A 21,688-nucleotide genomic window follows, 5' to 3' on the forward strand; every position below is an offset into this window, starting at 1 on the left:
GGCATTGACCTGCTGAAACACGGGGGACAGGAGGTGCGCGTGGCCTACGACGCCTCCGCCTACGGGCGCGCGATCGCCGACATCTACGACGCCACGGTGACGGAGCTGCCCACCGGCGCGGCCGTCGAGCGGCTGGCGACGCTGGCCGAGGGCGGCCCCGTGCTGGAGTTCGGCATCGGCACCGGGCGGCTGGCGCTCCCGCTCGCCGCCCGCGGCCTGTCCGTCGCCGGGATCGACGCCTCGCCGGAGATGACCCGCGAGCTGCGCGCCAAACCCGGCGGCGCGGCCGTCCCCGTGACGGTGGGCGACTTCTCCACCATGCGGGTCGAGGGCTCGTACGCGCTGGTGGTGCTCGCGATCAACACGATCTTCGCCCTGCCCACCCAGGAGGCGCAGGTCAATTGCTTCGCCAACGCGGCCCGGCACCTGCGCGGCGGCGGGCGGTTCGTGGTCGAGGCGTGGGTGCCCGACCCGGCCGCCTTCCGCGACGGCTCGGCGCTGCGGCTGCTCTCGCTGGCCGAGGACGCCGTCGTCATCGAGGCGGCCAGGCTCGCCCCGGCCACCCAGCACATGCGCACCACCCGCGTACGGCTGACCGGCGAGGGCGTGCGGCTGCTGCCCGCCAACCACCGCTACGCCTGGCCCGGCGAGCTCGACCTGATGGCCAGGCTGGCCGGGATGGCCCTGGAACACCGCTGGGCCGACTGGATCGGCACCCCGTTCACCGACGAGAGCCGCGCGCACGTCTCCGTCTACCGCAAGGCCGCCTGATGCGCCTGCCGCCCGCGCGTGGCCCGCTCACCGACCTGCTCTTCGACCGGCTCGCCCGGCCGCCCGCGACGCTGCCCGACGCCCCCGGCCCCGACGGCGAGGAGGATCTCCAGCTCGCCCTGTTCGCCTGCTACGAGCTGCACTACCAGGGCTTCGACGAGGTGGACGACCGCTGGGAGTGGGAGCCGTCGCTGCTGCGCCTGCGCGGCCTGCTGGAGGACCGGTTCGAGCGGGAGCTGGCCGGGGCCGTGCCGCGTCCCGGGCCGGTGCCGCCCGGCGAGGTGCGGCGCGCGCTCACCGCGCTGACCGCCGAGGACGACGACGGCCCGTCGGTCTCGCTGCACCTCCAGCGCGAGGCCGACATCGACACCTTCCGCGAGTTCGTGATCCACCGCTCGATCTACCACCTGAAGGAGGCCGACCCGCACACCTGGGCGATCCCGCGCCTGCGCGGCCGGCCCAAGGCGGCCCTGGTGGAGATCCAGGCCGACGAGTACGGCGGCGGCCGGCCTGAGCGCATGCACTGCGAGCTGTTCGGCCACACCATGCGCGGCCTCGGCCTCGACGACTCCTACGGCGCGTACCTGCCGCGGGTCCCCGCGGTCACCCTGGCCGTCAGCAACGCCATGTCGCTGTTCGGGCTGCACCGGCGGCTGCGCGGCGCGCTGGTCGGCCACCTGGCCGCGATCGAGATGACCTCGTCGCTGCCCAACCGCCGCTACGCCGCGGGCCTGCGCCGGCTCGGCGGCGACGCGGCGGCGGCCCGGTTCTACGAGGAGCACGTGCAGGCCGACGCCGTGCACGAGCAGATCGCCGCGGCCGACCTGTGCGGCGGGTTCGCCGCCGCCTTCCCCGCCCTGACCGGCGACGTCCTGTACGGCGCAGCCTGCGCCCTGGCCCTCGAACGCCGCTGGGCCGAGCACGTCATGGGCCGCTGGGAACGCGGCGCGTCCTCGCTGCTCGGCCAGGAGGTGCCCGCGTGATCGACCTGGACTACGTGATCCCGCTGCGCTGGCAGGACGACTCCGGCCTCGACGAGCTGACCGAGTACCTGCGCGCCCTCGCGCCGCACGTACGCGTGACCGTGGTCGACGGCAGCCGGCCCGAGCTGTACGCCCGTCACGCCCGCCGCTGGCGCTGCCTGGTCCGGCACGTCAGCCCGGCGGTTGGCCTGTCCTTCGCCAACGGCAAGGTCAACGGCGTGACGACCGGGATGCGGCTGGCCGAGGGCGACCGGGTCGTGATCGCCGACGACGACGTGCGCTACGACCTGCCCGCGCTGGCCGAGATCCACGCCCTGCTCGCCCGCGCCGAGCTGGTCAGGCCGCAGAACTACTTCGACCCCGCCCCCTGGCACGCCCGCTGGGACACCGCCCGCTCCCTGCTCAACCGCGCGTTCGGCGCCGACTACCCGGGCACGTTCGGCGTCCGGCGGTCATTCTTCCTGGCCATGGGCGGCTACGACGGCGACGTGCTGTTCGAGAACCTGGAGCTCGTCCGCACCGTGCGCGCCCACGGTGGCCGCGAGCTGCGCCCGCCCGGCCTGTACGTCCGGAGGCTGCCGTGCGACGCGCGGCGGTTCTGGTCGCAGCGGGTCCGGCAGGCCTACGACGACCTCGCCCAGCCGGTGCGGCTGGCGTCCTTCCTGGCGGTGCTGCCCGCGCTCGCGCTGGTGCGCCGTCCGCTGCCGCTGCTGGCCGCCGCCGGGGCGGCCGTCGCACTGGCCGAGGCCGGGCGGCGGCGGGCCGGCGGGCGGCGGGTCTTCCCCGCCGGCGCCTCGCTGTTCGCGCCGGTGTGGGTGCTGGAGCGGGCGGTGTGCTCCTGGCTGGCGGTGGGGGCGGCCTGCGCGGGCGGCGTGCCGTATGCGGGGGGACGGCTCGCGCTGGCCGCCCACTCGGCGCGGTGGCTGCGCGCGCGGGCTCAGGAGTCGGCCGGCGGGTCGGGCTCGCTCGACGCCCGGAAGCCGACGGACTTGTGCGAGCCGTCGCAGAACGGCTTGGTCGACGATCGGCCGCACCGGCACAGGGCCACCGTGGCCCTTCCCGGGTCGATCGGCTCGCCGTCCTGAGTCAGCAGCTCGAAGGGGCCTCTGATCAGCAGCGGGCCGTCCTCGCAGGGCGTGACGGTGGTCGTCGGCTCGTCCATCGTCGTCACCTGCCCCGCCGGCCGGCCCTCTCACCTGCGAGGACGTCGCTAGAGGGCCTCCACGGGCGGGTAGACGTGCGGGGTGGGGTGGGCCGCGGGAAGGACGCACCGCCGCCCGGACCGGACGCTGGCACAGCGCTCGGCGTCCTCACGCTGGGGCAGTGGTTCCGGGTTCGCCTGTGTTGGCCGCACTGGAGGGACGCTATAGGCGGCCCCTACCCGCCCGGTCTCGGGGCGGCAACGATCACAGCTCTGACCGGTCTCACCAATGACAGTGAAGCGTTACCGTGAGTAATGCCGACATGAGGTAAAAGGGTCGTGCGGAGTGCCTAAACCGGGCATTCGGGAACGACCGGCGAGGGCATCAACCCGGCCATGAGCAAGATTTCTGAGCGCAGGGCACTCCTGCTGGCCGCGATCGTTCCCGTCGTCCTGGTCGCGGGCTGCTCCGCGGGGAGCAACACGCAGGCGATGAAGGGGGAGGCCAGCCCGGCCACGCCGACCGAGACCATGATGACGCCCACCGAGACCGGCATGGAGTCGCCGACCATGACCGAGACCATGACCGAGACCGCCACGCCGACCGGCACCATGACGGCGGCCACCCAGCCGCGCGCCGCCGTCCAGAACTACTTCGACGCCCTGAAGTCCGGCAACGTGGACGCGGTCGCGAAGACGTTCACCAGCGACGCCGTGGTGGCCTTTGACGGGCAGGCCACGGCCACGGGCTCGCAGGCCGTCCGCAGCCTCTACGAGAAGCTGCTCAAGGACGGCGCCGACCTGAAGTCGGCCACGCACACCATCGACGAGACGCGGAACGCGGGCACCCAGGACGCCTTCGCGCGCTCGACCAGCAAGCAGGGCGACACCACCTACCGCGAGCTCTTCATGCTCTCGCACCAGGGCGGCCAGTGGCTGATCTCGCGCTTCATGAACAACCAGGGCGGCTCCTGACGCAGGTCTCGGCGACGACGAGCGCGTTGCAGTCGTTCGCGTTGTCGCTGCTGGAGGAGCACATGGCGCACTGTGTGGTCGAGGCGGCGCACAAGGGCGGGGCCGAGGCGGAGGCCAAGGTGAAGGAGGCGGCCGACGCCATCGCCCGGCTCGTCCGGTCGTGACGGATCCACGCGGGGCGTGCGCGGGCGGGTTAGCGTGGAGGACGTGCAGGACCTGACGCGGTTCCAGAACCCCCGCTTCGCCCAGGCGTACGAGCGGATGAGCGCCGAGTCGGAGCGGCGGGGCGCGGCCGAACACCGGCGGCGCCTGCTGGCCGGGCTGGCCGGGCGGGTGCTGGAGGTCGGCGCGGGCAACGGGCTGAACTTCGCGCACTACCCGGCGGGGGTGCGCGAGGTGGTCGCCGTCGAGCCGGAGGACCGGCTGCGGAGGCTGGCCGGCCGGGCCGCGGCCGGCGCGCCGGTGCCCGTGAGCGTGGTCGCCGGGCACGCCGCGGACCTGCGGTTCGCCGACGCCTCCTTCGACGCCGTGGTGCTCTCGCTGGTGTTGTGCTCGGTGCCCGACCAGCGCGCGGTGCTCGGCGAGGTGTCCCGGGTGCTCAGGCCCGGCGGCGAGGTGCGGTTCTACGAGCACGTGCGCTCCTCGCGCGCCGCCGGCGCGCTGGTGCAGGACCTCGTGACGCCGTTGTGGCGGCGGATGGCCGGCGGGTGCCGCCTCAACCGCGACACCGAGCGCGCCCTGATCGACAGCGGGCTGGTGGTCGAGGAGCGCGAACGGTTCGCCTTCCGGCCGCTGCCGTTGTCGCCGAGGTTGCCGCACATTCTCGGACGCGCCAGGAAACCGGTTTGACCGGCTGCCTGGACGGTTCTTCCCGCCCCCTGTGGCGACAAATCTGGAAAAATGGGTTTTTGTTCTGACACGTGTTATTGCGCTGTGGTGTCACCGGGAATACGCGGAGTGATACGGCGCTGATCCACCAACGCCAGATAAACCGCGAACGCCCCCTGCGCCCACATCCCCGCCTGCTGCGCGGTCAGCCGGATCTCCTCGCCCTCGTGCGTGACGATCAGATATCCACCCGGCGCGCGGCGCCAGGCGACCAATACGTTCTCGTAAACCAGAACGTCGAGCATCGCGGTCAGATATTCGCCTCCGGTGGCGGACACGGCGTAAGCCTCCTCGCTCCTCGCCGAATTCTCGCCCTGATTCCTTCGTGCTGACTCCATTGTGCGCGCCGCACCGGGAATTGTCGCACCCGTCCGGCGGAAAACGGCCGGCTGCTCCGCCGAGTCGCGGGCGGAACCCGGCGGGGCCGGGCGGTGTAGGGAGGTCGGAGGTGCGTGATGAAGAGAAACGTGGCCGTACCGGCTGCTCTGACGGCCGCTCTGACGGCTGCCGTGCTGATCGTCCTGGTGGTGTCCGGATGGTGGGTGGGGGTGGCGTCCGCCTCCTCGCGCGGGGGGTGGGCGGTGACCTACCTCGATCCGCCGCCGGGGGCGTTCGCGGGCGGGAAGACGTACACGGTGGGGTTCTGGGTGCTGCAGCACGGCACGCATCCCTACGCGGGCGAGCTGGACCCCGTCGGCCTGCGCCTCACCCGGGCCGACGGCAGGACCGTCACCTTCGCCGGCACCCCGCTGCCGGAGGCCGGACACTACGCCACGTCGGTGGCCGTGCCGGACGGGGTGTGGCGGGTGGAGGGCCTCCAGGGCTGGTTCGAGCCGTACGCCGTGGGGACGCTCACGGTTCCCGGGCGGCTGCTGGCCGACCCGGTGCCGCCGGACAAGGTGGCGACGTTCGGCGGCGACGGGAAGGACCCTTGGGGCGCGGTCCGGCCGCCGGGCTTCCCCCCGGGCAAGAGCACACCGGTGCCGACCGATGAGCTGATCGGTGGGCCGAGCGGTGAGCCGACCGGGACGCCGGCCGGGGCGCCGGCCGGGGCGCCGACCGGGGTGCAGGCCGGGACGCAGGCCGGAAGCGGGGTCGGGGCCGCTGGGAGTGCGGCTGCGCGGGTTCCGGCCGGAGAGGCGCCGGGCGGCGGGGTTCCGGCGTACCTGCTGGTGCCCGCGGCGGTGGCCGGCGCGCTGGTGGCGCTCGTGGCGTCCCGCCTGCCGCGCCTTCGCGGGACGCCGGGACGACCGGGGCGACCGGGGCGACCGGCCGGCGCGCGCCGGAACGCCGCCGCCGACGACCCTCCCGACGAGGACGGCTCCACGGAGACCCTCGTCATCGGCGGTTAGCGCCGCCAGGACAGGTCAGGCGGAGGGCTCGCGGAACTGTTCGATCATCGCCGCGTAACCGTCGCCGGCACGCCCGCCGGCCGCCGCGCGCCGGGCCAGGTCCAGGAAGAGGTCCGGCAGCTCGGTGTTGACGCCGAGCGCCCGGCTCTCCTGCGCCAGGTGCTCCAGCCCGCCCAGGTGGACGGCGAGGGTGGCGTCGGCGGCCGGGTACCGGCCCTCGTCGATCTGCCGGGCGTAGGCGGAGACGTAGCCGGTCGTCACGCCGATGGCGGTGGTGGCCAGGGACGCGAAGGTTGTCGCCTTGACGTTCGCGGCGCCCAGCAGGGCCGCGCCCTGGAGGAAGCCGTTCAGCACGCCCCACATGACGCTCAGGACGGACATGTCGTACAGGGCGGACAGGGCGTGGTCCTCGCCGAGATGGACGGTCCCGCCTCCGGAGAGCGCCCGCAAGGTGGGCAGGTGCTCCGCGAAGGCGGCCTCCGGGCCGGAGTACAGCACCGTGGCGTCGGCGGTGCCGATCGCCTGGGGGAGGGCGAGGATCGCCCCGTCGAGACAGGCGCTCCCGATCGTGGCCGCCCACCTCGCCGTGTCGCGGGCCTGGACGGAGGTCGACGTGGTCAGGTTGACGAGGGTGCGGCCGGCCAGCGAGGAGGCGACCGGGTCCAGCAACCCGTGCACGGTGTCGTGGTCCGAGACGCAGACGACGACGAGCGGGCTCGCCTCGACCGCGCTTGCGACGGAGCCGGCCAGGGTGGCTCCCTTGGCGACGAGGTCGCGGGCCTTGGCCGCCGAGCGGTTCCAGACGGTGGTCGGGTGACCGTTCGCCAGGAAGGCCGTGGCCAGCGCCTGACCCATCAGCCCGAGGCCGACGACGGTGACGGGCGCCCGGGAGGCGGACGAGAGGGACATGTGGGCTCCTGTGTGTGATTCGCGCGGCTTGCGCCGCGACTGGATGGCGGGGCTGCGGTCCGGCGGGGGGCGGTTCAGGCGAAGAACCCGACGATGCTGCGGATGCGGCCCCCGTCGAACTCCACGACGTCGTAGCCGGTGACGGCCGGGCCGAGCCGCCAGCGGAACAACGCGCGGTCATGGTGGACGCCGACCACGGCGTCGAGGCTGAACCGGAGGTCGCCGAGCCCGCTCCGGACGCGGCCGATCACCTCGGACAGCTCGGCGTGCCCGCGCAGGCCCGCGTTCTCGGGATCGACGTAGAGCGAGTCCTCGGTGAGGACGGACTTCATCAGGGCCGACCGGGCGGCGGCGTCCGGCTCGTTCCAGACGTCGAGGTAGGCGTGGATCACATCGATGGTGCTCACCTGCTGACTCCCAACACAGTGTTCGATTACTACACGCCGTTCAGTAAACAGCATGCCGTGTAAGCTGTCGACCGTGAGCGACCCCAGGACGAGCCGCCGGGACCGGCTACGCGCCCAGACCAGCGCCGAGATCAAGACGATCGCCCTGCGGCTCATGGCAGACGGCGGCCCCGACGCCATCTCGCTGCGCGCGATCGCCCGCGAGATGGGCATGACGGCCGGTGCGATCTACAGCTACTTCCCCACCCGCGACGACCTGGTCACGACGCTCATCGGCGACGTCTACACCTCGGCCGTCGACGCGGCCGAGGCCGCCCGCGACGCGGTGCCGGAGAACGATCCGGGCGGGCGGATCCTGGCCTGGGCCCGGGCCATGCGCGAGTGGGCGCTGGCCAACCCCGAGGGCTTCCGGCTGGTCTACGGTGACCCCGTGCCGGGCTACCGTCCGCCCGAAGAAGGTCCGGGCAAGGAGGCCGAAGCGCGCGCCTGCGCCGGCATCGTCGGGCTGGTCGCCGCGGCCTGGCCGGCGGCCCGGGAGTGCGCGTCCGGGGGCGGCGCCTACACCTGGGACGACTTCGACCCCGCCCTGGTCGCCCACGTCCGGGAGGACTTCCCGGACCTGCCGCCGGCGGCCATCGCGGTGACGCTGCGGGTTTGGGGCCGCATGCACGGGCTCGTCGCCCTGGAGATCTACGGCCACCTGCGCGCCCTCGTCCGCGACCCGGCCGCCGTCTACGACGACGAGATGCGCGACCTGGTCACCTCTCTCGGCCTCGCGCACTGACCCTCCGGTCGCCTGGCCGGCCGCGTTCGTGCTGGTAAGGGGGGATGTCGGTCGCGGGCAAGTCGGATTCCGGTTGCTACCGTGAGGGGCAGGTGATCTGATCTTCGGGCTCTGCGGCAGGTGAGAGCGGTGGGCGCTGTGCTGGGGCTCGTGGCGCTGCTCGCCGCCGGGGTCGCCGCGGTGTACCTGGCCTCCCTGGCCCTGTCGCCCGGCGGAGTCGTGCGGGTGGGGCCGTTCCTGTCCGGGGCGCGGCCCCGGGAGCACGCGGTGTCCCGCTTCCACGTCCGGTGGTACGCCGTGACGCTGGTCTTCCTCGCCTTCGACATGGAGATGGTCTTCATGTACCCGTGGGCCCTCGTGGTGGCCGAGGTGGGGCTGCCGGCGGTGGTGGAGATGTTCGCCTTCCTGGGGCTGCTGCTGGTCGGCGTCCTGTACGCGTGGCGGGAAGGGGCGTTCCGGTGGGCCTGAGGGGGTGGCTGCTGCGGGAGGCGGCGCTGCGGCCCCGGGTGCTCCTCGTCGCCTGCCCGTACGGGACGGGCGCGCGGCTGCTGGCCGAGGCGGAGGCGGACCGCCGTGGCTGGCCGGTGGGGGCGTCGGCGGCGGAGGCGAGCGTGATGGTGGTGTGCGGGTGTCCCGGGGCGGAGCTGGCGGCGGCCGTACGGGAGGTCTGGAGGGCGGTTCCGGTGCCGAGGGCGCTGGTGGAACTGCCGCCGGACGTACCGGCCGACCGGGTCGTGGCCGCGCTGGACGACGCCGTCCGCACGCTGGGGGACGAACCCGTCCAGTGGCGGCAGGCCGGCGTCCTGGCCACGGGGACGTCCGCGGACGACACTCCCATGGCCGACCGAGGGGCCGACCGGGACGGGCTGAAGCTGGACCGGCTGCACGTGCCGCTGGGACCCGTGCTCGCGGACTGGCCCGCGGGGCTGGTGGTGGAGACCGTCCTGCAAGGGGACGTCATCCAGGAGGCGCGGGTGCGAACCCTGCCGGCCGACGGCACGGGGGACGCGTTCTGGACGCCGCAGCCGGACGCGAGCCCGGCGGAGGCGCGGCGGCGGACGGCGGCGGCCCGGCTGGACGGCCTCGGCAGGCTGCTCGGCGTGGCCGGATGGCCCGCCGCCGCCGCGGACGCCCGGCGCCTGCGCGACCGCCTGCTCGCGGACGCCGTGGACGAGCGGGGAAGACGCCGATGCGTCCGGTTCACGCGGCGGGTGCGCCGGTCATGGGTCCTGCGGTGGATGTTGCGCGGCGCGGGTGAGCTCGGCCCCGACGCCCCACAGCGGCTGCGTGGGGACACCTGGGATCGTGCGCGCCGGTGGCTCGACGACGTGGAGGTCCTGACCGAAGAGGACGTGGAGGCCCTGTCCGAAGAGCGCTCCGGACCCGGGGACGGCGATGACGTCCCGGTGGACCGGGTGCTGGCGTTGTTGCCGGGCCTGCTGGCCGGGGCCGAGCTCGCCGTGGCGCGGCTGATCGTGGCCGGTCTCGATCCGGACCTCGACCGGCTGCCGTCGCCGGCCAGGGACGGGTGAGCCGGTGGCTGCGGGGACGGCCGCGGGGACGGCCGCGGGGACGGTCCTGGGGATGGCGGTGCTGACGTGGGGGGCGGCGGCCTTCGACGCGGCGCTCGGCGCGGGCCGGAGCTCGTGGCGGGCGGCGGCGGTGGCGCCGTTCAGGGAGGGGGCGCGGCTGGTGGTGCAGCAGCGGCGGCGGACGGACCGGGCCGACGTCCTGCTCACCCGGGCCGGGGTCGTGGCGTTGCCGGCGGCCGCGCTGCTGGCCGCCGTCGTCCTGCCGGTCGGGGGCGCGCCGGTGCTGGACCTGGGGGCGGGGGTGGTGTGGTTCAACGCCATGGAGGTGTGCGTCTGGGGGGCTCTGTGGCTGGTCGGGTGGGGGGTCAACGCGGTGTGGCCGCTGGTCGGCGGCTACCGGTTCCTGGCCCAGGGCCTGGCGTACGAGCTGCCGCACATGTTCGTGCTGATCACCGCGGGCGTGGGGGCGGGGTCGTTGCGGTTCGCGGATCTCGTGGCGGCGCAGCGCGGGTTGTGGTTCGTGGTGTGGATGCCGGTCGCGTTCGCGGTCTATCTCGTCTCGGCGGTGGCGATGGCGTTCTGGGGGCCGATGGGGCAGCCGGTCGGGCGGGACGTGTGCGGCGGCGTGCCGGGCGAGCTGGGCGGCCCCGACCGGCTGGTCTTCCTGGCCGGACGCCACGCGCTGCTGGTCGTGGCGGCGGCCGGGGCGGTGCCGCTGTTCCTCGGGGGCGCGGCGGGGCCCGTGCTGCCCGGCTGGGCGTGGGGGCCGGTCAAGACGGCGGCGGTGCTGGCCGTGCTGGTGCTGGCCGGGCATCGCATGCCGGTCGTGCGGATGGACCGGTTCGTGCAGTTCGCGTGGGTGGTGCTGATCCCGGTCACGCTCGTGCAACTGCTGGTCGTCGCGGTGGCGGTGCTGCCGTGAAGGTGGCGTTCTGGGCGCTGGCGGTCGTCGCGGTGGCGGGCGGGGTGGCGGTGTTCGTGGTGGACTCGATGGCGCGGGCGACGTTCGCGCTGCTGGTCTCGCTGCTGGCCGTGGGCGGGACGCTGCTGCTGATCGACCTGGAGTACCTGGGGGTGCTGGTCGTCCTCATGATGGTCATGGAGATGCTGGTCATGGCCGTCTTCATGATCATGTACATGATGAACCCGGCCGGGCTCGTGCCGATGAAGATGGCGCACAACCAGCGGGGCGCGGCGGCCGTCGCCGGAACGGTGTTCGTCCTGCTGGCCGCCGGGACGCTGCTCGTCCGCCCGCCGAGCCGGCGCGGACGGCCGCCGGCGGACCCCACGCACGCGCTCGGCCTGTCCCTGATGGGACCGAAGATGCTGGTCATGATGGTCGTCGGAGTGGCGATCCTGGCGACGATGATCTCGGCCGTGCTGCTGGCCACCCACCGGGGACGGTACGACCGGTGACGCTCCAGGCCTTCCTGCTGCTGGCCGCCGCCCTGTTCGCCGTCGGCCTGTACGGCGTGCTGTCCCAGCAGTCGATCGTCATGCTCATGATGGGCCTCGAACTCATGATCAACGGCGTGCTCGCGGCCGCCGGCGCCTTCTGGTACCACGTCGCCCCGGCCGCCGCGGACGGCCAGGTCCTCGTCCTGGTCGCGGTCACCGTGATGGCGCTGGAGATGGCGATGGGCTTCGCCGTCACCACGGCCGTCTTCCGCGCCCGCGACGTGGACACGACCGACGCCGCCGGAGACCTCAAGGGATGAGCCCGTCCCTGTGGCTGCTGCCCGCGCTGCCCGCCGCCGCCGGCGCGCTGCTGATCCCCGTGCGCCGCGCCGCCCCCGCCCTGTCCGTCGCCACGGCCGCGCTCACCCTCGGGCTGGCCGGGCACGCGGCGGCGACCAGGCCCTCGGCGACCGCCCGGCTGATCCTCGGCGAAGGGCTGGCCGTGGACGGGCTCTCGGCGGTCATGGTGGTCACCGTGGCGGCGGTCGGGCTGGCCGTGCTGGTGTTCGCGGCGGCGGAGCAGCGGTCGGGGCGCTTCCACGGGCTGATGCTGATCTTCCTGGGCGCGATGCTGGCCACGGTGACCGCGACGGACCTCGTCCTGCTGCTGATGGGCTGGGAGGTCATGGGCGCGATGTCGTACGCGCTGATCGGCTACCGGTGGCGCGACCGGGAGCGCGTACGGTCCGGAGCCGTCGCCTTCGTCACCACCCGGGCCGGCGACCTGGGCCTGTACGTCGCCTGCGGCGCGGCCCTGGCCGCGGGCGGCGGCCTGGCGCTCGCCGGGCTGCCGGGGCTGCCGCCGCCGTGGCGGGACGTGGTGGCGGGCGGGATCGTGCTGGCCGCGCTGGGCAAGTCGGCGCAGGGGCCGTTCGCGTTCTGGCTGTCGCGGGCGATGGCGGGCCCGAGCCCGGTGTCGGCGTTCCTGCACGCGGCGACCATGGTGGTCGCGGGGGCGTACCTGCTGCTGCGGCTGCACGCCCTGCTCGCGGCCACCGGCTGGGCGGCGGCGGTGGCGGCTTGGACGGGCGCGCTGACCGCGCTGCTGCTCGGCCTGGTCGCGCTGGCGCAGCGGGACCTCAAACAGCTCCTGGCCGCCTCGACCTGCGCGCAGGTCGGGTTCATGGTGCTGGCGGCGGGGGCGTCGGCGGTCTCCGGCGGAACGGCCCACCTGGTCGCGCACGCCGCCGTCAAGAGCCTGCTGTTCCTCGCGGCGGGGGCCTGGCTGGCGGCGCTCGGCACCAAGGACCTGGCCGGGCTGCACGGCGCGGCCCGGCGGTTCCCGCTGGTGGGGGTGGTGTTCGGGGTGGGGGCCGCGGCGCTGGCCGGGTTGCCGCCGCTGTCGTTGTGGGTGACCAAGGACGCCGTCCTGGGCGGGGTCGCGCAGCCTGGACCGCGCGTGGTGGCCTTCGCCGCCGGGTTGGTGGCCGCCCTGTACGCGGGGAAGGCGCTGGCCGCGGTCTGGCGGCCCGCCGACGCGGCGACCGGCGCCGGGAGCGAGCGGCGGGCCTCGGGCCGGGTGGCCTGGCCCGAGCTGCTGCCGCTGCCGGTGCTCGCCCTGGTGGCGGCCGGGTTCGGGATCGTCGGGCTGCCCGCGCTGCACGGCTGGTGGTCCCGGCTGGTGGGCGACCCGGGCGCGCCCGGCCTCACGGCGGGCGAGCTGGCCCTGTCCGGGGTCCCGGCGCTCGCCCTGGTGACCGCCGTGATCGGGGTGCGGCCAGGGACGGTCGCGCCTTCGGGCGTGGGCGGGGTGTTCGGGCGCTGGCTGGGGCTGGAGCGGGCGGCGCGGGCCGTGGTGTGGCGGCCGCTGCTGCGGGCGGCGCGGTGGGCGGCCTGGTTCGACGAGCGGGTCGTGCACGGCGCGGTCGAGGCGGTCGCGCGGGCGGGACTGCGGGCCGCGCGGCTGGCCGGAAGCCCGCTGGAGTCGGGGCTCGACGGGCTCGTACGACGGACCGGCGGCGCGGTACGACGCCTCGGCGGGCTGGCCAGACGCCCCCAGACCGGACAGATCCACACCTACTTCGCCCAGGCTGCCGTCGCCCTCGTCGTGCTGGCCGTCGTGTTCGCGATCGTGAGGTGAGGCGTGCTCGACGTCGTCGTGTTCCTGCCGCTGGCCGCCGCCGCCCTGTTCGTCCTGCCCGGCGTCACGGCGCGCGCGGCCGGCCTGGTCCGGGTGGCCGCGTCCGCCGCCGATCTCGCCCTGGTCATCGTCCTGTGGACCGGGTACGGAGGCGGCCTGGCGTACGAGACCAGGCTGCGCTGGATCCCGACGGCGGGGGCCGGCTACCACGTCGGCGTGGACGGCCTGTCGCTGCCGCTGATCGCCATGACCGCGGTGCTGTTCCTGCTCTGCGCCGTCCACTCGCTGGGCGAGCCCGCCAGGCCCAAGGCCCACGCGGCGCTGTTCCTGTTCCTGCAGACCGTCTCCACCGGGCTGTTCGCGGCGCTCGACCTGCTGCTGTTCTTCGTCTTCTTCGACCTGTCCATCGTCGGCATGTACTTCGTGATCGTCGGCTGGGGGCACGGCGACCGGGCCAGGTCCGCGCTGACGTTCTTCCTCTACACCTTCCTGGGCTCGCTGGCGCTGCTGCTCGGCTTCGTCGGCCTCTACCTGGCCGCCGACCCGCACACCTTCGACCTGGCCGACCTCACCCGCCGCCCGCCGGACGCGGGCCCGGCCGTGCTGCTCGCCATCGGGATCGGCCTGGGGGTCAAGACGCCGGTCGTGCCCGTGCACACCTGGCTGCCGCCCGCGCACACCGACGCCCCGGCCGCCGGATCGGCCATCCTCGCCGGGGTGCTGCTCAAGATGGGCGCGTACGGGCTGGCCCGCATCGCCGTGCCGCTGCTGCCCGGCCCGTGGCGCGCCCACGCCTGGCTGATCATCGTGATCGGCCTGGTCAGCGTCCTGTACGGCGCCCTGGTGGCGCTCGCCCAGGAGAACCTCAAACGGCTCGTCGCCTACACCTCGGTCAACCACATGGGCTACGTCGTGCTCGCCCTGGGCGCCGCCGGGCTGGCCGGGGGCCCGGCGCGGGCCAAGGAGCTGGCGGTCAGCGGCGCGGTCACCCAGATGGTCAGCCACGGTCTGGTCACCGGCGCGCTGTTCCTGATCACCGGCGTGCTCTGGGACCGCGCGGGCGGCTACGCCCTCGGCCGCTACGGCGGCATCGCGGGACGGGCGCCCGTGCTGGCCTGGCTCACGGCGGTGGCGGCGTTCGCCTCGCTCGGGCTGCCCGGACTGTCGGGGTTCATCGCCGAGTTCCAGATCTTCACCGGGGTGATCGGCTCGGGGGCCGTGCTCGCGGGCGCGCTCTCCGTGACCGGCATCCTGATCACCGCGGCGCTGTTCCTGCGGGCGCTGCAACGCGCGTTCCTCGGCGAGCCGGGCGAGCTGACGCCGCGGGTCACCGACGTGCGGCCGCGCGAACTCGGCGCGATCGCCCCGCTGCTCGTCCTGTCCCTGCTCATCGGCCTGGCGCCGGGTCCGCTGCTGGACCTGATCGAGCCCGCCGCCCGCGCCGTCGTCGCCCTGGCGGGCCGGTGAGCGCACCCCACGGCGGCGCGGCGGTGACCGCGATGCTGCCCGAGGTCCTGATGGTGCTGGGCGCGGTGACGGCGCTGCTCGCGGGGCTGTTCGTGGCACGCGGGCGGCAGCGCGTCGCCGCCTGGGTGTGCATGGCGGCGCTCGCCGCGGCCGCCGCGGCGAGTGCCGCCGCCCTGCCGCGCCCCGCCGTCCTGGCCTTCGACGCCTACGCCGTCGATCCGCCGACCGGAGCCGCCCGGCTGACCGTCTGCCTGGCCACCCTGCTGGCCGTGTGGCTGGCGACCGGCCGGGTCAGGGGGGACGGCAGGGAGGCCGAGCTGTACACGCTGATGGTGCTGGCGGCGCTGGGGGCCGTGCTCATGGCGGGGGCGGACGACCTGCTCGTGCTGGTGGCGGCGTACCTGCTGGCGAGCGTCCCGGCGTACGCGCTGGCGGGGTTCGCCAAGGACGCGTCCGGCACCGAGGCGGCGCTCAAGTACTACCTGATGGGCGCCTTCCTCGGCGTGCTCATGCTGGCCGGGGCCACCGTCGTGTACGGCTGGTCCGGCGCCACCGCCTACCCCGCCGCGCGCGCCCCGGCGGTGGGCGCGGTGCTGCTGCTGGCAGGGCCGCTGTTCAAGGCCGGGGGAGCGCCCGCGCACTTCTGGGTGCCCGACGTCACCGAGGGCACGTCGGCGCCGGTGGCCGCGTTCGTGACCACGGTGCCCAAGATCGGGGCGCTGGTGGCGCTGTACCGGCTGGCGACGACGGTGCTGGACGAGCCCGCGCTGCTCGCGGTGCTGGCCGCCGTGACGATGACGCTGGGCAACCTGGCCGCCTTCCAGCAGGAGAACGTACGGCGGTTGCTGGCGTACTCGACGGTCAGCCAGGCCGGTTACCTGCTGGTCCCGGTCGCGGTGGCCGGACGCACCGCCCTGGCCGCGCCCGCCCTGCTGGTCTACCTGGCCGCCTACGCGGTCACGAACCTGGGCGCGTTCGCCGTCGTGGTCGCCACCGGGGCCGAGCGGCTGGCGGACTACGCGGGGCTCGGCCGCCGCTCGCCCTGGACGGCGTTCGCGCTGGTGGTGTGCCTGCTCGGCCTGGTCGGGACGCCGCCGACCGCGGTCTTCGCCGGGAAGCTGCTGATGTTCGCGGCCGCCTGGGACGGCGGCTACGCCTGGCTCGCGGTGGTCGCCGCCGCCAACACCGTCGCGAGCCTGTTCTACTACCTGCGCTGGATCCGCCCGGTCTTCGCCCAGGAAGGCCCGGCGCCGCCCGCCGCGTCGAGCCCGGTCGCGCAGGTGTGCGCCGCCGCCTCGATCCTGCTCGGCCCGGCCGCCGGGCTCGCCGTGCTGATCGCCCGCTGACCCGGCGCGCGGGTCACAGGTCGCGTTCCTGGGCGTCGAGGATGGCGACCGAGACCTCGACCGCCCTGGCCGCGTCGCCCGCCTCGATCGCGGCCAGCAGGTCGTCGTGCGACGGGTCGGGCGCCAGCGCGGCCTGCTCCTTGTCCCGGACGCTGTCGCGCAGCGCGTCGCGCATGCTGCGGTAGAGGTCGGCCAGCAGCGGGTTGTGCGCGGCGTCGGCCACCAGCAGGTGGAAGTCGGCGTCGGCGTCGGCGAACCCGTCGAGGTCGCCCGCGCGCGCGGCCGACCCGCGGCGGGCCAGCGCCTCGCGCATCGCGGCCACGTCGCCGCCGGTGCGCTTGACCGCCGCCAGCCGGGCGGCCACCAGGTCGAGCCCACGGCGCACGTCGATGATGTCCATCGCGGCCGCCCGGTCGAGCCGCCGGCGCAGCGCCACCTGCGACTCGTCGGTGGCGGTGACGTACGTGCCGTCGCCCTGCCTGGTCTGCAGCAGCCCGGCGTGGGCCAGCACCCGCACCGCCTCGCGCACCGACAACCGGCTCATGCCGAGGCTCTCGGCGAGCCGGCTCTCGGACGGGATCTTCGTCCCGACCGGCCACGCCCCACTGGTGATCTCCCCGCGGAGCTCCTCGATGGCGGCATCGACGAGCGAGGTCCGCGCGACGTTTCGCATGCGATCTCTTCCGTCTCGGTGAGCCTCCAGCCTAGAGGAGCGCGGCGGCCAGGCGCTCGATCGTCTCGCGGCCCTCCAGCGGTGTCACCCAGGCGGCCGGCAGCGCGTCCGCGCCGCGCAGCGCGCCCACCAGGTTGCCGCAGACCGAGCCGGTCGAGTCGCTGTCGCCGGAGTGGTTGACCGACAGCAGCAGCGCCCGCTCGGGCGAGGGCTCGGCCAGGGCGCAGTAGACGCCGATGGCCAGCGCCTCCTCGGCCACCCACGCGCCGCCCAGCGTCTCCACCCGCTCGGGGGAGTGCGGGCCGGACGCGGCCAGGTCGAGCGCCGCCCGCAGGGCGCCGGACGTCTCCTCGTGCCCCGGACGACCGGCGAGCAGGCCGAGGGCGTGGCCGACGGCGGCCTCCAGCGGCTCGCCGGCCATCAGGCGGGCGACGATCGCGGCGAACGCGCCCGCGGCCAGGTAGCCGGTCGGATGGCCGTGGGTGATCTGCGCGCAGACCGCCGCCAGCTCGAACGCGGCGCCCGCGTCGTACGGCGCGACGAGCCCGAACGGCGCCGAGCGCATGACGGTGCCGCAGCCCTTGGAATCCGGGTTCACCGGGCCGGGCACGCCGGACGGCGACGGGCCGGGGAAGGGTTGCCGCAGCCCGGACAGGCAGGCGTTGCCCGGGGCCCGCCGGGAGTACAGCCAGCCCTCCTCGCGCAGCGAGCCGGTCCGGTGCGGCCGGTCGGCGGGTGGCGGGGCCTGGTGCTCCTGGGTGTCGAGCCAGCGCAGGTACGCCTGCCGCACCTCGCCGGGCGTGCGGTCGCGGGTCAGCGCCTCGACGGTGAACAGGGTCATCTGGGTGTCGTCGGTGACGAGCGCGCTCCTGCCCCGCCAGGTCGTGACATAGCCGGTGACGCCGTCCTGGCCGTGCTGCCGGCGGATCTCCCGCAACGACTCGAACTCGATGGGCGCCCCGAGGGCGTCGCCGATCGCGCCGCCGAGCAGGCAGCCCCGGATCCGGTCCTGTGCCTCCATAGGTGGGATCTTGTCAGCTTTCTGGCCGGGTGAGAGATTGCGGGGGAAATTACGACACTTGTCACGGAGGTCACGCGTGCCACAATTACGCCCGGCCCTCTTCGCGGTCGCCCTCACCTTGGCGATCGCGACCCCGGCGCAAGCCGCTGCCGGACCCACGATCACCGTCAAGGACGGCCGGACGCAGCCGGTCTTCTCCTACGCCGACGCCGTCCGCGAGCACGTGTACGTCGAGTCCACCGTGGACAGCGACCTCGACGGCGCGCTCGACCGGGTCAGGGTGGACATCATCCGTCCCAAGGAGTCCGGTCCGGGCCTGAAGGTGCCCGTGATCATCGACGAGAGTCCGTACTACGACAACTCCGGGCGTGGGAACGAGGGGGAGCGCAAGGCGTACGACGCCTCCGGCAATGTCACGAAATTCCCCCTGTTCTACGACAACTACTTCGTCCCGCGCGGCTACGCCGTGCTCAACGTGGACATGCTCGGCACCACCAGGTCCGACGGCTGCCCCGACATGGGCGGCAAGGCCGACGTGCTGGGCGGCAAGGCGGTCATCGACTGGCTGAACGGCCGCGCCAAGGCGGTCAGGGCCGACGGCACCCCCGCCGTGGCCGACTGGACCACCGGCAACGCCGCCATGATCGGCAAGTCCTACGACGGCACGCTGGCCAACGCCGTGGCCGCCACCGGCGTCGAGGGCCTGAAGACGATCGTCCCCATCTCGGCCATCAGCTCCTGGTACAAGTACCAGCGCTCGAACGGCGTGGTCTACAACTACGACTACGCCTCCTGGCTGACCAACTACGTCGACACCGACCCCGAGGCCAAGTGCCAGGCCGTCCGCGACCGCATGGACGCCGAGGACGGCGACGACACCGGGAACTACAACGCCTTCTGGAACGAACGCGACTACCTCAAGGGCCTGCTCGGCGACGCCTCGAAGGTCAAGGCCAGCGTCTTCGTCGTGCACACGGTCAACGACCTCAACGTCCGGCCGGACAACTTCTCCGCCTGGTGGCAGGCCCTGGCCCAGCGGAACGTGCCGCGCAAGATCTGGGTCGGCCAGTACCAGCACGTGGACCCGTTCGACTTCGAGGGCCGCAGGGACCTGTGGGTGGACACCCTGCACCGCTGGTTCGACCACTGGCTGCACGGCGTCCGCAACGGGATCACCAACGAGCCCCGCGCCGACGTGCAGCTCGGCCCGGCGCAGTGGACCACCCAGCGCGACTGGCCGGCCCCGTACGCGCTCAAGGCCGTGCTGCGGCCCGCCGCCGACGGCTCGCTCGGCCTGCTCAAGGCGCGCGGCGACAGCACCGCCACCTTCACCGACCTCGCGCTGAGCGAGACCGAGATGGTGGCCGACGTCGGCACGGCCAAGCCGGGCCGCGCCGCCTTCACCACCGGTGCGCTCTCGCTGGACCTGCGCCTGTCCGGCACGCCCACCGCCGACCTGCGGGTCAAGCTCGACAAGCCCACCGCCAACCTGACCGCCCTGCTCGTCGACTTCGGCGAGGACACCCGCGTCGACTGGCGCCGCGGTCAGGGCGTCACCACGCTCACCGAGGAGGACTGCCACGGCGAGAGCACCGCGGCCGACGACGCCTGCTACAAGAAGGTCACCACGAACGTGGCCACCCGGCCGCTGGAGATCGTCGCCCGCGGCTGGATCGACGTCCAGAACCGCGACTCGCTCAGCCAGGCCCAGCCACTGCCCGTCGGCACGTACGGGACGGTCAGGTGGCAGACGCTGCCGCAGGACTACACCTTCAGGAAGGGCCATCGGATCGGCCTGGTGCTCGCCGGGACCGACACCACCTACACCAGTGAGGAGGGCACCGGCGCGACCGTCACCGTCGATCTGACTCGCAGCAGCGTGACCGTGCCGCTCGTGCTCGGGACGCCGCTGGCCGACGTGCCCAAGGACAGCGCGACGTTCAGGGGGCCGCGACAGCTCGACCTGCCCGAGCCCGAGCCCGGGTTCCGGTTCTTCTAGCCGCGCGTGGGGCCCCGGCCGGTCCGGGGCCTCATCGGCAGTTGCTCCAGCGGACGCCGCCGGCGTCGAGCCGCCGCACGCCCTTGTCCCTGGCGACGGTCCAGCCCACCTTCAGGGTGAGCGTGCCGCCGGCGGTCGCCGTGCCGCCGGTGCGCAGGCCGTCGCCGGTGGCGCGGCCCGTCCAGACGATGGTGATCCGGCCGCGCCGCACGTCGGGCCCGCCCGGACAGCCGGGCCGCGAACGCGGGTCCAGGACGCGGAACGTCGTGCCGTCGACGACGATGCCGCGCGTGCCGGTGGCCGAGACGACCCGGCACGTCCCGGTGCACGCCAGCGAGAACGCCCCCGCCCGCCCGGACCCCAGCCACGCCGACCGGGGCGACACCCGGGCCGTGGGCGCCGCCGGTCTCGGCAGGTCGGCCCGCCGGTCCAGGGACGACAGGGCGGACCCGGCGGCCGGGCCGATCGCGGCCGTCCAGCGCGTGGGCGTCTCGGCCGGGACGGCCGCCTGCGCCGCCGCCCTGGTGACCACCGCGGGATGCGCGCGCGCGTTGAGCACGGCCCACACCAGGCCCACCACCAGCAGCCCGACGCCCAGCAGCAGGCCCAGCCTGGCCACCGTGCGGATCGGGGCCTCGGTCTCCTCCTCGGGTTCCGCCGGCTGCTCCCGCCAGAACTCCTGCCAGGGGGCCTCCCCGTCGAACCGGTCGAGACCGCCGGGCTCGCCGTTCCAGCCGATGCCGCCGTACCGGATGATCATCGCGCCGGGCGGGGCGGCGGCGCCGTCACCACCACCGGCCTCACCGCCGCCGACCGGCGCGCTCAACGGACCGGTCACGGGGCTGTTCACCGGGCTGCCGCCCGGTCCGTTGACCGAGCCGTTGACCACGGTGCCGCTGAGGCCGCCTTCGGCCCGGTTGTCGTAGACGAGCTTGTCGCCCGGGGAGCCGCCGCGGAAGGGCCGGGCGCGGCTCGTCGGCGTGAACGGGTGCCGCCCGCGCGCCGCCCGCCCCGGGGGCTCCTGGTCGGCGGCGGCCGCGCCCGCCGCCGACCAGGGGTTTCCCGGTGTCGCCGTCGTGGGGTCGGCGACCGGGGGCATCGGCGTCGCCCCCACGCCCGGCGGGGCCGCGAGCGGCTCCACCAGGGTGCGTGCCAGCACGGGGAAGCCGTCCGCCCGCCAGAGGGGTCCCTCTCCGGGCAGCGGCTGCGCCGAGGCGAGCCGGTTGGTCAGTGTGCCGGGCAGCTCCGCGATCGGCAGCCGGCGCAGCAGCGTGGCGGCCGACATGGTGCGGGGCGCGGCCCGGCAGGCGGCGCAGCCCTGGATGTGCCGGCTGATCCGGGCGCGGGCCCGGCGGCCCGGCGAGGTGACCCAGGCCGCCACCCGCGTGGTCAGATCAGGACATCCCGTACGGCCGCGCGCGGCGATGATCGCGGCGAACCAGCCCTCCAGCGCGTCGGCCGCCCGCGCCACCACGGCGCTGACCTCGTCCTGGCTCAGGCTGAAGACGGTGGCCAGCTCGGCGTCGGACAGGCCGTGGCGCAGGGACAGGTCGAGCAGCTCGCGCAGCGGGCGGTCGAGGGAGAGCAGCGCCTCGGGCAGCAGCTCCGACATCCGCCCCGGCCGCGACCAGGAGCCGATGCTGGCCGGCTTGGCCACGAACGCGCGGTGGGCGCGGGCCAGGGCGTAGAGCCAGGGCCGGTGCAGGGCGGGGTCGCGCAGCCGGTCCGCGTAGAGGTGGGCGGACACCAGCGCGCCGGCGGCCGCCTGCTCGGCGTCGCCCGCGGCCAGCTCGGTGCGGCAGTAGTCGTAGAGGCGGGAGCCGTGCGTGTCGCACAGCTCGCGGATGGCCTGGCGCGCTTCGTCCGAGAGCGTTCGCCACATGCGGTGTCGCACCTCCTCAG

General features: G+C 74.6%; 22 protein-coding genes and 2 pseudogenes. 17 read left to right on the top strand and 7 right to left on the bottom strand.

What is annotated here, in order from left to right; all coding sequences use genetic code 11:
- Positions 1–39 precede the first annotated feature (39 nt).
- Genes AB0C33_RS06945 through AB0C33_RS06955 form a run of 3 tightly spaced genes read left to right on the top strand, consistent with a single transcriptional unit; the run spans position 40 to position 2,839 of the window.
- A complete protein-coding gene (locus tag AB0C33_RS06945; protein ID WP_358284423.1) occupies positions 40–771 on the top strand; it encodes a class I SAM-dependent methyltransferase in 732 nt (243 codons plus the stop codon).
- Positions 771–1,754, top strand: coding sequence for an iron-containing redox enzyme family protein (locus AB0C33_RS06950; protein ID WP_358284425.1), 984 nt, complete (start codon positions 771–773; stop codon positions 1,752–1,754). Before AB0C33_RS06945 ends, AB0C33_RS06950 begins: the two co-directional genes overlap by 1 nt.
- On the top strand, positions 1,751–2,839 hold the full coding sequence (locus AB0C33_RS06955) for a glycosyltransferase family 2 protein (RefSeq protein ID WP_358284427.1): 1,089 nt from the start codon (positions 1,751–1,753) through the stop codon (positions 2,837–2,839). The genes AB0C33_RS06950 and AB0C33_RS06955 overlap by 4 nt, the downstream gene beginning before the upstream one ends.
- On the opposite strand, the pseudogene AB0C33_RS06960 reads toward AB0C33_RS06955, so the two are convergent.
- Positions 2,803–2,916, bottom strand: a pseudogene (locus AB0C33_RS06960) (hypothetical protein); the annotation flags it as partial. The gene AB0C33_RS06955 and the pseudogene AB0C33_RS06960 sit on opposite strands and share 37 nt — an antisense overlap.
- 591 nt (positions 2,917–3,507) lie before the next feature.
- Between AB0C33_RS06960 and AB0C33_RS06965 the strand changes: the two are divergent.
- From AB0C33_RS06965 to AB0C33_RS06975, 3 genes and pseudogenes are all read left to right on the top strand, one after another.
- Positions 3,508–3,870: a nuclear transport factor 2 family protein gene (locus AB0C33_RS06965; RefSeq protein WP_358285947.1), complete on the top strand. Its 363-nt coding sequence runs from the start codon at positions 3,508–3,510 to the stop codon at positions 3,868–3,870.
- Positions 3,864–4,034: pseudogene (locus tag AB0C33_RS06970) on the top strand (metal-sensitive transcriptional regulator); the annotation flags it as partial. The gene AB0C33_RS06965 and the pseudogene AB0C33_RS06970, both read left to right, overlap by 7 nt.
- 43 nt (positions 4,035–4,077) lie before the next feature.
- Positions 4,078–4,719, top strand: a complete 642-nt coding sequence (locus AB0C33_RS06975; protein ID WP_358284429.1) for a class I SAM-dependent methyltransferase — start codon at positions 4,078–4,080, stop codon at positions 4,717–4,719.
- 74 nt (positions 4,720–4,793) lie between these two features.
- Here the strand turns inward: AB0C33_RS06975 and AB0C33_RS06980 are convergent, their stop codons facing one another.
- Positions 4,794–5,036, bottom strand: coding sequence for a hypothetical protein (locus AB0C33_RS06980; protein WP_358284431.1), 243 nt, complete (start codon positions 5,034–5,036; stop codon positions 4,794–4,796).
- A gap of 177 nt (positions 5,037–5,213) precedes the next feature.
- Between AB0C33_RS06980 and AB0C33_RS06985 the strand changes: the two genes are divergently transcribed.
- Positions 5,214–6,110 carry a hypothetical protein gene (locus AB0C33_RS06985; protein WP_358284434.1) on the top strand — a complete coding sequence of 299 codons (897 nt, stop codon included), beginning with the start codon at positions 5,214–5,216 and terminating at the stop codon, positions 6,108–6,110.
- A gap of 15 nt (positions 6,111–6,125) precedes the next feature.
- On the opposite strand, the gene AB0C33_RS06990 is transcribed toward AB0C33_RS06985, so the two are convergent.
- Positions 6,126–7,019 carry an NAD(P)-binding domain-containing protein gene (locus AB0C33_RS06990; RefSeq protein ID WP_358284436.1) on the bottom strand — a complete coding sequence of 298 codons (894 nt, stop codon included), beginning with the start codon at positions 7,017–7,019 and terminating at the stop codon, positions 6,126–6,128.
- 74 nt (positions 7,020–7,093) lie between these two features.
- Positions 7,094–7,426: a nuclear transport factor 2 family protein gene (locus AB0C33_RS06995; RefSeq protein ID WP_358284438.1), complete on the bottom strand. Its 333-nt coding sequence runs from the start codon at positions 7,424–7,426 to the stop codon at positions 7,094–7,096.
- Between the two features lie 73 nt (positions 7,427–7,499).
- Here AB0C33_RS06995 and AB0C33_RS07000 point away from each other — a divergent pair, with 73 nt between their 5' ends.
- The 9 genes from AB0C33_RS07000 (at position 7,500) to AB0C33_RS07040 (ending at position 16,093) form a co-directional block, all read left to right on the top strand.
- Positions 7,500–8,210, top strand: coding sequence for a TetR/AcrR family transcriptional regulator (locus tag AB0C33_RS07000; protein ID WP_358284440.1), 711 nt, complete (start codon positions 7,500–7,502; stop codon positions 8,208–8,210).
- 129 nt (positions 8,211–8,339) lie between these two features.
- On the top strand, positions 8,340–8,678 hold the full coding sequence (locus AB0C33_RS07005; protein ID WP_352358972.1) for an NADH-quinone oxidoreductase subunit A: 339 nt from the start codon (positions 8,340–8,342) through the stop codon (positions 8,676–8,678).
- Positions 8,669–9,742, top strand: a complete 1,074-nt coding sequence (locus AB0C33_RS07010) for a hypothetical protein (RefSeq protein ID WP_358284442.1) — start codon at positions 8,669–8,671, stop codon at positions 9,740–9,742. Before AB0C33_RS07005 ends, AB0C33_RS07010 begins: the two co-directional genes overlap by 10 nt.
- A gap of 4 nt (positions 9,743–9,746) precedes the next feature.
- A complete protein-coding gene (locus AB0C33_RS07015) occupies positions 9,747–10,664 on the top strand; it encodes an NADH-quinone oxidoreductase subunit H (RefSeq protein WP_358284444.1) in 918 nt (305 codons plus the stop codon).
- Positions 10,661–11,158 carry an NADH-quinone oxidoreductase subunit J gene (locus tag AB0C33_RS07020; protein ID WP_358284446.1) on the top strand — a complete coding sequence of 166 codons (498 nt, stop codon included), beginning with the start codon at positions 10,661–10,663 and terminating at the stop codon, positions 11,156–11,158. Before AB0C33_RS07015 ends, AB0C33_RS07020 begins: the two co-directional genes overlap by 4 nt.
- Complete coding sequence (gene nuoK, locus AB0C33_RS07025; protein ID WP_352358980.1) at positions 11,155–11,460, top strand: NADH-quinone oxidoreductase subunit NuoK; 306 nt, start codon at positions 11,155–11,157, stop codon at positions 11,458–11,460. Before AB0C33_RS07020 ends, nuoK begins: the two co-directional genes overlap by 4 nt.
- Positions 11,457–13,280: a proton-conducting transporter membrane subunit gene (locus tag AB0C33_RS07030; protein WP_358284448.1), complete on the top strand. Its 1,824-nt coding sequence runs from the start codon at positions 11,457–11,459 to the stop codon at positions 13,278–13,280. Before nuoK ends, AB0C33_RS07030 begins: the two co-directional genes overlap by 4 nt.
- 3 nt (positions 13,281–13,283) lie before the next feature.
- Complete coding sequence (locus AB0C33_RS07035; protein ID WP_358284451.1) at positions 13,284–14,747, top strand: NADH-quinone oxidoreductase subunit M; 1,464 nt, start codon at positions 13,284–13,286, stop codon at positions 14,745–14,747.
- Positions 14,744–16,093: an NADH-quinone oxidoreductase subunit N gene (locus tag AB0C33_RS07040; RefSeq protein WP_358284453.1), complete on the top strand. Its 1,350-nt coding sequence runs from the start codon at positions 14,744–14,746 to the stop codon at positions 16,091–16,093. The genes AB0C33_RS07035 and AB0C33_RS07040 overlap by 4 nt, the downstream gene beginning before the upstream one ends.
- A gap of 13 nt (positions 16,094–16,106) precedes the next feature.
- Here the strand turns inward: AB0C33_RS07040 and AB0C33_RS07045 are convergent, their stop codons facing one another.
- Positions 16,107–16,766, bottom strand: a complete 660-nt coding sequence (locus tag AB0C33_RS07045) for a FadR/GntR family transcriptional regulator (RefSeq protein ID WP_358284455.1) — start codon at positions 16,764–16,766, stop codon at positions 16,107–16,109.
- A gap of 31 nt (positions 16,767–16,797) precedes the next feature.
- Entirely contained in the window at positions 16,798–17,787 is a 990-nt protein-coding gene (locus tag AB0C33_RS07050; protein ID WP_358284457.1) for an ADP-ribosylglycohydrolase family protein, read from the bottom strand.
- Positions 17,788–17,863: 76 nt separating this feature from the next.
- Here AB0C33_RS07050 and AB0C33_RS07055 point away from each other — a divergent pair, with 76 nt between their 5' ends.
- Positions 17,864–19,786 carry a Xaa-Pro dipeptidyl-peptidase gene (locus AB0C33_RS07055; RefSeq protein ID WP_358284459.1) on the top strand — a complete coding sequence of 641 codons (1,923 nt, stop codon included), beginning with the start codon at positions 17,864–17,866 and terminating at the stop codon, positions 19,784–19,786.
- Between the two features lie 31 nt (positions 19,787–19,817).
- On the opposite strand, the gene AB0C33_RS07060 is transcribed toward AB0C33_RS07055, so the two are convergent.
- Positions 19,818–21,668, bottom strand: a complete 1,851-nt coding sequence (locus AB0C33_RS07060) for a hypothetical protein (protein ID WP_358284461.1) — start codon at positions 21,666–21,668, stop codon at positions 19,818–19,820.
- Between the last annotated feature and the right edge of the window lie 20 nt (positions 21,669–21,688).

Source organism: Nonomuraea sp. NPDC048881 (genome assembly GCF_040649795.1).
Classification (GTDB): Bacteria; Actinomycetota; Actinomycetes; order Streptosporangiales; family Streptosporangiaceae; genus Nonomuraea.